The sequence below is a fragment of the Streptomyces sp. NPDC060205 genome (genome assembly GCF_042728395.1).
GTDB lineage: Bacteria > Actinomycetota > Actinomycetes > Streptomycetales > Streptomycetaceae > Streptomyces.
Genome location: NZ_JBHWZP010000016.1, coordinates 1 through 12,071 on the forward strand (window position 1 = coordinate 1; position 12,071 = coordinate 12,071).

Annotated in this window: 9 protein-coding genes and 1 pseudogene; 6 read left to right on the plus strand and 4 right to left on the minus strand. The window is 73.1% G+C overall.

Features of this window, described 5'->3' with window-relative positions; all coding sequences use genetic code 11:
* Together ACFWGJ_RS04795 and ACFWGJ_RS04800 are read left to right on the plus strand one after the other, a co-directional pair.
* Positions 1 to 829 (plus strand): annotated as a pseudogene (locus ACFWGJ_RS04795) (hypothetical protein); the annotation flags it as partial.
* 183 nt (positions 830 to 1,012) lie between these two features.
* Entirely contained in the window at positions 1,013 to 2,983 is a 1,971-nt protein-coding gene (locus ACFWGJ_RS04800) for an FHA domain-containing protein (RefSeq protein ID WP_387321035.1), read from the plus strand.
* Here the strand turns inward: ACFWGJ_RS04800 and ACFWGJ_RS04805 are convergent.
* The gene (locus ACFWGJ_RS04805) at positions 2,902 to 4,086 is read right to left on the minus strand and encodes a P1 family peptidase (RefSeq protein WP_387321036.1); all 1,185 of its coding nucleotides are present in this window, start codon (positions 4,084 to 4,086) and stop codon (positions 2,902 to 2,904) included. The genes ACFWGJ_RS04800 and ACFWGJ_RS04805 overlap by 82 nt on opposite strands.
* Positions 4,087 to 4,448: 362 nt before the next feature.
* Here ACFWGJ_RS04805 and ACFWGJ_RS04810 point away from each other — a divergent pair, with 362 nt between their 5' ends.
* Complete coding sequence (locus tag ACFWGJ_RS04810) at positions 4,449 to 5,357, plus strand: oxygenase MpaB family protein (protein WP_387321038.1); 909 nt, start codon at positions 4,449 to 4,451, stop codon at positions 5,355 to 5,357.
* Positions 5,358 to 5,693: 336 nt separating this feature from the next.
* Positions 5,694 to 7,721, plus strand: coding sequence for an ATP-binding protein (locus ACFWGJ_RS04815; RefSeq protein ID WP_387321039.1), 2,028 nt, complete (start codon positions 5,694 to 5,696; stop codon positions 7,719 to 7,721).
* A 56-nt stretch (positions 7,722 to 7,777) separates the two neighbouring features.
* Here ACFWGJ_RS04815 and ACFWGJ_RS04820 read toward each other — a convergent pair whose 3' ends face one another.
* Positions 7,778 to 9,052: an NAD(P)/FAD-dependent oxidoreductase gene (locus ACFWGJ_RS04820; RefSeq protein ID WP_387321041.1), complete on the minus strand. Its 1,275-nt coding sequence runs from the start codon at positions 9,050 to 9,052 to the stop codon at positions 7,778 to 7,780.
* Positions 9,053 to 9,445: 393 nt separating this feature from the next.
* Here ACFWGJ_RS04820 and ACFWGJ_RS04825 point away from each other — a divergent pair, with 393 nt between their 5' ends.
* Entirely contained in the window at positions 9,446 to 9,916 is a 471-nt protein-coding gene (locus ACFWGJ_RS04825; protein WP_387321042.1) for an MSMEG_6728 family protein, read from the plus strand.
* Between the two features lie 15 nt (positions 9,917 to 9,931).
* Here ACFWGJ_RS04825 and ACFWGJ_RS04830 read toward each other — a convergent pair whose 3' ends face one another.
* Positions 9,932 to 10,507 carry a TetR/AcrR family transcriptional regulator gene (locus ACFWGJ_RS04830; RefSeq protein ID WP_387321043.1) on the minus strand — a complete coding sequence of 192 codons (576 nt, stop codon included), beginning with the start codon at positions 10,505 to 10,507 and terminating at the stop codon, positions 9,932 to 9,934.
* Between the two features lie 109 nt (positions 10,508 to 10,616).
* Here ACFWGJ_RS04830 and ACFWGJ_RS04835 point away from each other — a divergent pair, with 109 nt between their 5' ends.
* Entirely contained in the window at positions 10,617 to 11,249 is a 633-nt protein-coding gene (locus tag ACFWGJ_RS04835) for a TetR/AcrR family transcriptional regulator (RefSeq protein WP_387321045.1), read from the plus strand.
* 48 nt (positions 11,250 to 11,297) lie between these two features.
* On the opposite strand, the gene ACFWGJ_RS04840 is transcribed toward ACFWGJ_RS04835, so the two are convergent.
* Entirely contained in the window at positions 11,298 to 12,041 is a 744-nt protein-coding gene (locus ACFWGJ_RS04840; RefSeq protein ID WP_387321046.1) for a VOC family protein, read from the minus strand.
* Positions 12,042 to 12,071 lie beyond the last annotated feature (30 nt).

Below are 12,071 nucleotides of genomic sequence, written 5' to 3' on the forward strand. Positions count from 1 at the left end.
GACCGCCGACGCGCAGACCGGCGCCGTCCGACCCGAGACTCTGCCCGTAGAAGCGTACAACACCCCGGAGACCCCCGTCGACGCGCCCTCCGGACAGGCGCTCCCCGCACCGCAGGCCTCGCCCTTCGACGTGACGGCGACGAGCACCACCGGCCCCAGCGCCCCCGTCGGCGCCTTCGGGCCCGCCCAGTCGGCGGGGTCGCTCACCCCGCCGCAGACCCAGTCGGCGTACTCGCTTCCGACGGCGAGCGGCCCGGTGACCGCGCAGACGCCCGCCCCGGCCCAGCCGCGGAGCAGGCGCAAGGGCTATCTGCTGGTGGCGCTGGCGACCGTGTCGGCCCTGCTCCTGGGCGGGCTGGGCTACGCCCTGACGCGTGACGACGAGGACCGGGCGGACGGCAAGACCCCCGGCGCGGAGACGAGTTCCTCCGCGCAGCAGGCACAGAACGGTTCTCCGTCCGCGGACGCCGACGGCTCGGGCGCCGCGGGGCAGCCGCCGGTCACGGTGAAGGTCACGGGGACGAACACGACGTACGCGGGAAGCTGCCCGCCGCCCCAGGGGGAGGCCCCCGCGTTCACGGCCACCTTCGAAGTGACGCAGCTGCCCGTGCGGTTCACCTACCGATGGGTCTCGGCGGAAGGGTCGGTGGTCGACAAGACGTGGCGGGCGCTGACCTTCTCGGAAGGCGGGCCCCGCACCCACCAGGAGACGATCCGTGTGACGACGTACGCGAAGGAGGGGACGCTGGCGAGTGCGATGGGCGTGGAGATCAAGTCGTCGCAGCAGACCATCTCCGACACGGTGCCGTTCACGCTGACATGCGAGTGACGGTCCGGGCGGCGGCCGTGCACCCTCGGCGTACCGCCGCCCGCTGACCGGCCCGGGTCGGCCCGATCGCACCCGGGTCACCTGCTTGTGATGGTGCTTGTGAAGGTCCAGTTGGCCCTTGTGCCGGATCGGCCGCCCGGTGCGGTCCCGCCCGGCACCTGGGCATGTCTGCTAGGAGTTTGAGTGTCGTCGGTCATCGTGGGACGCACGGGTCCCTTCAGCGGTCAGAGCGTGGTGCTGGGCACCGCTGCCCTGCGGTTCGGTCGCAAGAGCGACAACGATGTGATCATCGTCAGCACCAGCGCTTCCCGGCTGCACGCCGAGATCGTCGTGGAGGACGACACCTTCGTCCTGCACGACCGCAACAGCAGGAACGGCACCTACGTCAACGAACGGCGCATCACCCGCCACCCGCTGGCCCCGGGCGACGTCATCCGGATCGGCGACGAGACCTTCCTGTTCGAGACGCAGGAGGCGCTGGAGACGGTCATGGACCTCTCCCAGCTCGATGTGCCGCGTCCCACGGCCCTGGCGAACCCCAGCGCGCTCCGCGTCACGATCGCCGGCGGCGGGCCGGTCGGCCTCGCCTTCGCCCTGCTGCTCGAAAACGCCCTGCAGGGACGGGTGTTCATCACCGTCTACGAGGGACGGTGGGTGAAGAACGGTACGACGGTGGCCTGGAAGGACGAGACGCTGGGCAACGTCCGCCGTCAGCAGGTCGTCACCATCCAGAGCCGGCAGTACCTCGCGCTGACCGAGGAGATGCAGTCCGCGCTGTTCGCCGAGGGCCGGAACTTCTCGGAGATGTGGCCCGTCGGGCCCGACTCCGTCGACGGCCGGCCGCCCCGCAACATCCGGATCGCCTACGTCGAGGACAAGCTGCTGGAGCTGGCCAACAGCAAGTCGGCGATCCGGCTCGTGCCCAAGCGCTTCGACCCCTCGGAGCACGAGCACCGCGTCGCCAACGACCATGTCCTGGCGATCTGTGACGGCGGACGGTCCCGCACCCGCGAGCACTACGCCGACCGCTTCGGCGCCGCCGACGCCTCGATCTACTCCCTCGACGGCGAACACCTCCAGGACGTGGTGCTGGGGCTGCGGGTCAAGTCGCCGCTCACGGACCAGATGAGCGTCCTGCTGACCGTGTCGCAGAACAGGTTCCTGCTCAACTCGCTGCGCGGCGAGGGCTTCTTGAACATGAGGCTCACCCGCGAGGAGACCAAGGCCGTGATCGGCATCGATCCCGTCCGCCAGGTCTTCGAGGAGTGCATTGCCGCCCGCCCCTGCGTGATGAGCCGCCACGAGGACAACGAGTTCGTCTGTCCCACCCACGGCACCCTCTTCCTGCCCGCCCTGCTGCGCGGCTCCCACCTGTGGAAGCGGATCCGGGAGGGCCTCAAGCTGTTCGGGGTGGCCGAGGACGACCTCAGCGCGATCACCTCGTTCCGGCTGGACATGGTGCAGCGCCCCAGGTTCACGGCGCAGCTCACCCGTGCCACCGCGACGACCCCGGGAACGTACGGCTTCCTGCTGGGCGACGCCGCCAACGCCATCCACTTCTGGCCGGGCCGCGGCCTCAACAGCGGTCTCGCCTCCGCCGTCTCCCTGGCCCGCTCGCTCAGCCGCACCTGGCAGGGCAGGCCGTTGCGCGACGCCGACTTCATCCGGCACGAGGCCGCGATGTCGATGCTGCAGTACCGGCACAAGAGCCGCGCGTGGAACGCCATGGTCACCACGGACGAGCAGGGCGCCACCCGTGCGATCAAGGACATCATCGCCCGCAGCATGGAGCAGGGCGAGTCCCCGGTCGCCGCCATGGCACAGGCCGGCGGGTCCGAGGCCGAGGTGGAGCAGCCCGACCTGGACGCACTGCTTGAGCGCATGCGCGCGATACGCGACCGGCTGGAGACCCGCCTGCCCGGCATGCCCTCCGACGAGGAACTGCGCGAACACCTCGCCTCGCTCGCGCCGTCGACCCTGCGGACGCTCCAGGAGAGCGGTGCGTGGGACACCCTGATCGTCGGTGGTGAGGAGGCCGACATCGACCTCTTCTACCAGGAGGACGCCCCCATCTACGCCCCCCGCCCCGCGGACCCGCGCGTGGCGGGACCCGACGCGGGCCCCCAGGGCCCGGTGGCCCTCGACCGGGCCTGAGACCCTCCCGCGGCGCCCGGGTCCTCTCGTCCCAGCAGGGCGAGGAGCGGCGCCGCGGGCAGGGGATGGCGGGTGTGGCCGTACGGCCCCGTGGTCGTGGTGGCGGTGAGCAGCGAGTTGAGGACGGCCTCCTCGACGGCGTCGAGGACGGCGACGAAGAGGAGGTCCAGCCGGTCGTCGGGCACCACGGAGGGCCCGGCGGGCGTGCCCAGGGGACGCGTGCCGAAGGCGAGCCCGTAGTCGCCGCTGCCGTGTCCGTACGCGGCGCCGACCCGGGCGAGTCCGTAGACGGCGCGCCGGGCGAGGCGGGTCAACTGGCGGGCGTCCAGCGGCGCGTCGGTGGCGACCACGACCATGCAGGAACCGGCCTCGGGCGCGGCGCTCGTGCTGGAGCCCGGGTCCGCGGCCGGTACGCCGACGTCGGCGGGGGTGACCGTACGGCCCGACACGCGAAGCGTGCCGCCGAAGTTGGCCTGGACGAGCACCCCCAGCGTCACCTCCTCGCCGGCCAGCGGTACGCGGCGTGACGAGGTGCCGATACCGGCCTTGAACCCCAGCGCGGCCATCCCGGTGCCCGCGCCGACGCTGCCCTCGGCGACCGGCCCGCCGCACGCGGTGTCGAGCGCGGCCCGGACGTGTTCCTCGCGGACGGGACGTGAGCGGATGTCCGACAGGAGCCCGTCGTTGCATTCGCCCACGACCGGGTTCAGGCTCCGCGCGGCGGCCCCCTCGGGCCGCTCCAGGACCCAGCCGACCAGGGCGTCCGCGACCCTGAAGGCGGACAGCGTCGAGGTGAGCAGCACCGGTGTCTCCAGCGCGCCGAGTTCGGCGAGCTGCGTGGTGCCGAGCAGCTTGCCGTAGCCGTTGCCCGCGAACACCCCGGCGGGCAGCGGGCTGCCGGGGCCCACCCCGTCCGGCACGATCGCGGTGACACCGCTGTGCACGCGCGGCGGCCGGACGAGCGTGGTGTGCCCGACGCGGACCCCCGGCACATCGGTCAGGGCGTTGTGCGGTCCCGTGGGCAGGTCACCGACGGAGAGCCCCAGCTCACGGGCCCTGCGGGCGCTGACGGACGGGGACGGTTCGGGCAGTGACTCGCGCATGTCGGCACGCTACCCGGACGGCTCGGGCCCCGGCCCACTCGGCCTCCCGGGACGCCGCGTCCGCCGGGTGGGGCCGTCACCCGGGCCGTCCCGTCGCCCGGCCGGTCCGACACGCCGGGCAGGCAGCCTGCCAGGCCACTCCGCGTCCGGCGACACGCCCGGGTCACGCCCCGGCGCGCCGCCCGCGCGGATTTCGCGGACCGCTGCGTCCGAACGCCCCCGCAGTCCGGAATCAAGGGTGGGGAGCGGACCCGACAGCCGCCGGACGGAACCGGCGGGGGCGGGTGCCGGCCCCACCGGGCGCGGGTACCGCGTGCTACGCGCGCCCGCGAGCGACCGCCCGACAGGAGAACACGGCACCGATGAAACCGAACAGACCATCCTGCGTCGACGGACTGCGGGAACGCCTGGGCAGTGTGCTCTTCGCCCGGGTGGCAGGACCCGAGGGCCCCCGCAACCGTGCCCGCATCCACGACACGCCGGGCCCGCGCTGGTTCGGTCCGCAGCGCCCCGTCCGCCGGGTGCACGGGGACGCGTCGATGTTCATCGGGGGTCTCTCGGCCCTGCTCCTGCAGTCGCTCCACCCGCTCGCCATGGCCGCGGTCGCCGCCCACTCCGGCTTCCGCGGCGACCCGTGGGGCCGGCTCCAGCGCACCAGTACGTTCCTGGCGACCACGACGTACGGCACCGCCGAGAGCGCCCAGCAGGCCTGCGCACAGGTGCGCTCCGTCCACGAACGGGTGTCCGGGGTGACCGCCGAGGGCTCCGCCTACCGAGCGGGCGACCCCCATCTGCTGGGCTGGGTCCACGTCGCGGAGACCGACAGCTTTCTGCGCGCCCACCAGCGCTACGGGCGCCACCCGCTGACGGCCACGGAGTGCGACGGGTACATCGCGGACATGGCACGCGTCGCCACCGCGCTGGGCGTCGTCGACCCGCCGCGCGACCGGGCGGAGCTGGCCGAACGGCTCGCCTCGTACCGCCCGGAACTACGGGCGAGCGCACAGGCGCGCGATGCCGCACGCTTCCTGCTGCTGAACCCGCCGCTGCCGCTGCTCGCCCGGCTGCCCTACGGGGTGCTGGCCGCGAACGCGGTGTCCCTGCTGCCCGCCTGGGCCACCACGGAACTCGGCCTGCCACGGCTGGCGGTGGCCGAGAACCTGTGCGTACGGCCCCTCGGCTCGGCCATGACGTCGGCCGTGCGGTGGGCCATGACACCGGCTCCGGCCGCCGCCACGACTGCGGCCGCGACCGTGACCGCGAACGACTGAGGGGGCCGATCCGAGATGCCGCGCCGATGCCGGACCTGGCGCATCCCGCGCAAGAGACGCGTCGCATCCCGTGTGGCAGACGCATGACGTGTGCCGGGGGCGCACCTCGTACCAGACGCGTGACGCGTCCCGCGGCCTCCCCGCGCACCACAGCCCACACGGTGCGCCCCACCGGCCCGCAGCCACAAGCCGGCGCCCCCACCCGCCCCCCTGGGGGCGCGGGGACCCGCGCGACAAGCCGCCGCCGGCCCGCACCTGCAACCGGACCCCTGCACGCACCCCACCCGCAACCACCCAAGCCCTGCGCACGCGCTACGCACACGAAAGACGGTCACCGTGCTGAGGAACCTGCCCGAGCCCCCTGACGAACTCGTCGGACGACGCCGGGAACTGGCCCGCGTCGCCGACGCACTGGACCGGCACCGCCTGGTCGTCCTCACCGGCGTGGGCGGCGTGGGCAAGAGCCGGCTCGCGCTGCACGCGGCGGAACAGGTGATGCGTACCGGCACCAGAGGCGTCGCCTGGGCCGATCTGTGGCCGCTCACGAACCCCCGTCTCCTGCTCGCCACGGTCGCCGACGCCCTCGACTTCGCCGACCATGCGACGGCCGAGCCGCTGGACGCGCTGTGCGCATGGCTGGCGGGCAAGGACGTCCTGCTGGTGCTGGACTCGTGCGAGCACCTCTCGGCGGCCTGCCGCGACCTGCTCACCCGGCTCCTCGCCGACTGCCCGGGAGTGACCGTGCTGGCGACCAGCCGGGAGCCGCTGGGGATGGACGGCGAACACCGCGTCGTCGTGGAGCCGCTGCCACCGGCCTCCGACGCCGTGGAACTGTTCTCCCGCCGTGCCGCCGCGACGGGAGCCGGCCCGCTGGGCCCGCAGGACGTCCTGATCGCCGCCCGGCTGTGCCGGCGGCTGGAAGGGATCCCGCTCGCACTGGAGCTGGCGGCGGGCCAGCTGGCCCACCACACGCTCGACGAGGTCGAAGAACTCCTGCGGGCACGTCTGGACCTCTCCGCGCAGAACTCGGTCCGCGCGGGGCGCGTCCACTTCCGGCAGCGGACACTGCGCACCGCGATCGGCTGGAGCCACGAGCTGTGCGAGCCCGCGGAGCGTCTGCTGTGGGCCCGGTTCTCGGTGTTCCGGGACGCCGTGGACGCCGACGCGGTGCGCGCGGTGTGCGCCGACGACGCCCTGCGCGCCGCGGACGTCGAGCGGGCGCTCGCGGGCCTGGAGCGCAAATCCGTCGTGGCCCGCGTGGACGGCCGCTTCCGCATGCTGGACACGCTGCGCGAGTACGGCCGGATGTGGCTCGGAGAACTCGACGAGACCGAGGTGCTGTCCCGGCGCCACGCCGCGTACTTCCTGCGCCGTGCCCGGCGGGCCCACGCCGACTGGCTGGGCCCGACGCAGATCGACGCGTACCGCTGGATCTCCGCCGCCCACTCCGACCTGTGCGCCGCGCTCGACCACCTCCTCACGGGCCGGCCGCAGCAGGCGCTCGAACTGGCCGGGCTGCTGGGCTTCTTCTGGAGCTGCTGCGGCCATCTGCGGGAAGCCACGGCCTATCTGGAGGAGGCCCTGGCGCTGACCCAGGAGCCGGGAGCAGTGCGCACCCGGGCCCTGTGGTCCCTGGGCGTCGCCCGGGTGCTGTGCGGCGAGCACGACGCGGCGCAGCGGCTCGCCCTGGCGTGTCAGCGGCAGGCCGCGGCCCAGGAGGGGCCCGAGGGGGCACTGCACGCCGCCTATCTGCAGGGGCTGGTCCATCTGCTGCAGGGCAGGCCGATGGCCGCGCGGTTCGTCGTCGACGCGGCCCTGCGGAACGCCGAGGGCGGGCCCTTCACGTCCGTGGGCCGTGTGCTGTGCCGACTGGTCCGCGTCTTCGCCCTCACGGGCGAGGGACTGCGCGAGGATGCCCGCAGCGAGGCCGGTGAGCTGCGTCGGGAGTGTGTCGTACACGGCGAGTGGTGGACGCGGTCGTACGCCGAGTACCAGTTGGCGCTGCTCGCGCTGTTCGAGGACCGTGCGGAGGAAGCCGCCGGTCACGCGGCCGCCATGCTCGACGGCAAGCGGCGCATCGGCGACAGCTTCGGCATCGCCCTCGGCCTGGACCTGCTGGCCTCGGCGCTCGCCGCACAGGGCGCCGGGGAGCCCGCGGTCGCCGCGTACGGGGCCGGCGAGAACTACTGGGCCGCCGTCGGCCATCCACAGCGGGGCACTCCGGAACTCGGCCCGGTACGGGACCAGTACGAGTCGACGGCCCGGTCCCTGCTGGGCGACTCCGCGTACGACAAGGCCCTGCTCGTGTCGGTGCTCCGCGACCCCGAGTCGGTGCTCCAGGAACTCCTGGACAGCACCGGCTGAAGGACGCGGAGCCGACGACGGCGACGGCCGGGCGAGGGGCGCCCGCCACGCGGCGGCTACCTGCCGAGGTCCCGGGCCATCTCACGGGCCGCGCGGGCGCCCGAGGCCAGCGCGCCCTGCACCGAGCCCGTGGCCCGGTGGTCGCCGCACACGTACCGGCCGGGTGCGACGCGGGCGGTCCGGCTGAGCGGCTGCGGGGGCGCCATGACGGGCAGCGCGTCCGGCACGGTACGGACGGTCAGCAGATCCCAGTCATCGGTGTCGGCGCCGTACGCGTCGGCCAGTGCCGTCCGGACCTCCCGCTCACGGCCCTCCGTGTCCTTGCCGAGCACCGAGGTCGCGATCAGCGACATGCCCGCGGGCGCGTACGAGGGGACCACCTCGCTGAGGACACAGGAGTTCAGGAACCGTCTGCGGGTGTCGGTGACGAGGGTGGGCTCGGGGAGCGGGGAACGTGTCGCCGCGTGGTAGTACGTCGTCACCACGCGGTACGCGGGCACGTCGAGGTCCGGCAGCAGCGTGGCGGCCGGACCGGGGCCGGTGGCCACCACCACGGCGCGGGCCGCAAGTGTGGTCCCCGTGGCCAGTTCGACCCCGTCGTCCGTGAGCCGGGCCACCGGGGTGCCGAGCCGTACGGTCGACCGGGGGAGCGCGGCGGCGAGCGCGCGCGGGACCGCTCCGATGCCCTCGTCCGGCAGACACAGCGTGCCGCGCAGCATGCTGCGCCACACGAGGTGGAAGACGCGTGCCGAGGTCTCCAGTTCGTCCTCCAGGAAGACGCCGGAGAGGAAGGGCCGGAAGAAGCGCTCGACGAACTCCTCGGAGAACCCCGCCGCCGCGAGCGCGGTACGGGTGGTGCGGTCCTCGCCGCGTTCACGTTTCAGCAGCCGTGCGGGCGCGAGCATGTCCCGGCCCGACAGGGCGCCCAGCGCGACGAGATCGCGTGTGCCCGCCAGTCGGCCGGGACGCAGATCGCGGAGACTGCGTGCCCTGGGAGGCATCTGGGGAGTGCGCGGTCTGCGCGTCGGGTCGCTGAAACGCAGCGGTCCGTCCTCGGTGTGCACGAGGACGCCGGGGGTGAAGGGCCTCAGCCGCAGTTCGCGCAGTGGCAGCCGTCGGCGGACCTGAGGGTAGGCGGTGTTGAAGACCTGGAAGCCGCGGTCGACGACGAAGCCCTCGTGACGGTCGGAGCGCATGCGCCCGCCGACTTCGTCGGAGGCCTCCAGGACCTTGACGTCGAGACCGACATCCACCAGGTCGCGGGCGCAGGCCAGACCGGCGAGACCTCCGCCGACCACCAGGACATCCGGTTCTCCGCGAGTAGCGGCCATGGGCACTCTCCTTGTTCGGCAGGCGACGTGTGACCGGCGGCGTGCGACGTCCGGCGTCCGGCTGACGACATCCGGCGGACGGCATCCGGCTGACGGCGTCCGGCGTGCCGCGTGGAATCCGCCGACGTGGCCGCCGTCGGCACCCCGACTCCGCGTACCCGCGTACGCACGTTCCACAACCGATCTTCCAGCCGCACCACGTGGACAGATGCGGGCCGCGCCGACAGGTGTGCCCACCCAGGTGAGCGGCTGCGCCCGGATCGTCCGTACGGGCCAGGATGCGGACGGCCAGGATGCGGACGGCGCCGGTGCACGTACGGGGACGGTACGCGTGCGGGGACGGTACGCGTGCGGGTCCGTATGGGAACGGGCCCGCCGCGGTAGGCATGCTCCGTGCAGACCTTTCTTCCGTACTCCGACTTCACGCGGTCCGCCGCCGTCCTCGACCAGGCGCGCCTGGGCAAGCAGCGGGTCGAGGCCCTTCAGGTGCTGCGCGGGCTGACCGTGCCCGGCTACGGATGGCGCCACCATCCCGCGGTACGTATGTGGATCGGTTACGAGGAGGCCCTGGTCCGGTACGGCCTGGACGTGTGTGCCGTGTGGGTGGCGGAGGGGCGTGCCGACACCTGTGCCACCACGCTCGTCACCGACTTCGGCCTGGCCCGCCCGGGGGCCGCCGTGCGGATCCAGGACGACCTCGCCGACGAGGGGGAGCTGCCGCCCTGGCTGGGTGACCCCGACTTCCACCGCAGTCACCGGTCGGCGCTGGTGCGCAAGGCGCCCGAGTTCTACACCCCGTTGTTCCCGGACGTTCCCGACGACCTGCCCTACCTCTGGCCCTCCTCCGACCGCGTCACTCCGTAGTGCGAGCCGCGCACCTCACGGCCGTGCGTCGGCGCGCAGACCGTCGATGATGACGGTGAGCATCCTCGTACTGCGTTCCGGACACGGGGTCCCGCCGTCCGCCCGTCCGTCGTCCGTCCTCCAGAGGCAGGACCCCAGCGCGAGGACCTCCTCCGCCTCGGCGTCCTGTCGTACCTGCCCCGCCTCCTTGCCCGCACGGAGCAGCAGCTCCACGGCGGCGACGACCGGAGGGTGCCGGCGGCCGGCACGGGTGGCGGCCGCCACGGCCAGGGACGCCCCGCCGTTGGCGCGGGCGTCGGCGGCGAGGCGCTCGAACCAGCGGCGCAGGGCTTCCAGCGGCCCGTACGCGCGCAGCAGGAGCGGAGCGGCGGCGACGAGCGCGTCGAGCTCGTCGCGGTAGACGGCCAGCAGCAGGGCCTCGCGGTCGGGGAAGTGGCGGTACATCGTTCCCTGGCCCACGCAGGCCGCTCTCGCGATCGCCTGGAGGCTCGCCGAGGGGTCGCCGGTGAAGGCGGTGTGCGCGGCCTCGATGATGCGGGCGCGATTCTCCCGCGCGTCCGATCGCGGCGCACGACGAGGGGTTCGCATCATCCGATGCCTCCCGTTCCGGTCTACGGCATGCCTTCGGGGCAGGCGCCGCCGACAGCGCATTCTTATGCACTTGTTGGCCGTATGACAAGTTTCTTGTAGGGTCGGTCCCATGACCACCGCCCGCCGCACGCAGAAGCAGCGCCGTGAAGAAGCCGAGACCGCTCTGCTCACGGCCGCCGCCGAGGTGGTCGACGAACAGGGCGTGCGCGCGCTGACACTGGCGGGCGTGGGGGAGCGCGCCGGATACAGCCGCGGACTCGTGACGCACTACTTCGGATCGAAGCAGGCGCTCGTCGAGTGCCTGGCACGCTCGGCGCAGGCCGGATTCGTGCCGGGACTGGACGGCCTGCCGCCAGGGCTCGACCGTCTCCTGCGACTGATCGACGGCTACATCGGGGGACTCGGCCGTATGGGCGTGCTGAACAGGGTCTTCCTCAAGCTCTGGACCGAGTCCGCGACGGCGACGGAACTGACGCAGCTCTTCCGCGAGCGGAACAAGGCATTCCATGCGGATCTGTACGAGGACGTCGCCGCCGGGATCGCCGACGGCACGATCCGTCCCGAGGTGGCACCGGACGAGACCGCGACCGCGATCGTCGCGCAGCTCCGGGGGATCGGTATGCAACGCCTGGTCGACCCTGAACGCGTCGACACGGAACGGCTGCGGACTCAGGTCACGGAGTTGTGGCGCCGGGCGCTGGAAGAGGCCTCGCTCTCATCGGCAACGGCCAGGAACAGCTGAGCGCTTGCCGCTTCACGCGCATCGCGGGCTTCACGTGCATCACCTGCTTCACGTGCGCGACAGGACGCAGAATTCATGGCCCTCCGGGTCGGTCAGGCACGTCCACGGGACGTTCCCCTGGCCGACGTCGAGGTCGGTGGCGCCGAGGGCCCGCAGCCGGGCCACCTCCGCCGCCTTGTCGTCGCCGGGGCCCGGCACCAGGTCGAGATGGACGCGGTCCGGGACCGTCCTTGCCTCGGGCGAGCGGAGGAACTCAAGGTACGGACCGACACCTTCGGCGGAGCGCCACACCGCCTGCTCGTCGGTCACCCGGTGCAGGGTCCAGTCCATCGCCTGGCCCCAGAACCGGGCCATGGCCCGCGGATCCGCGCAGTCGACCACCACGGCGGCGATCGGCCCGGTGTCCCGGTAGATCTCCCGGGGCTCCAGCACACAGAACTCGTTGCCCTCGGGGTCGGCGAGGACCGTCCACGGCACAGCGCCCTGGCCCACGTCGGCGGGCGTCGCACCGAGATCCCTCAGGCGGGCCACCAGTTCCGCCTGATGGGCTTCGGAAGTGGTGGCGAGATCGAGGTGCACACGGTTCTTCGTCCTCGCCCTGGCTTCCGGGACGGCGACGACGTCGACGCAGACGCCGCTGCCCGGGTCCAGCCAGTCGAAGCCGTCGGGGTGAACGGCGGTCGCACCCGATCCCCCGCTCGTGACACGCCAGCCGAGCGCGTCGCCCCAGAACCGGCCGACCGCCGCATCGTCGACGGCCTTGATGTTCACCAGAACAGGTCGCAGAGTCATGCGCGGATCCTATGCACCCGCCCCGCGAAG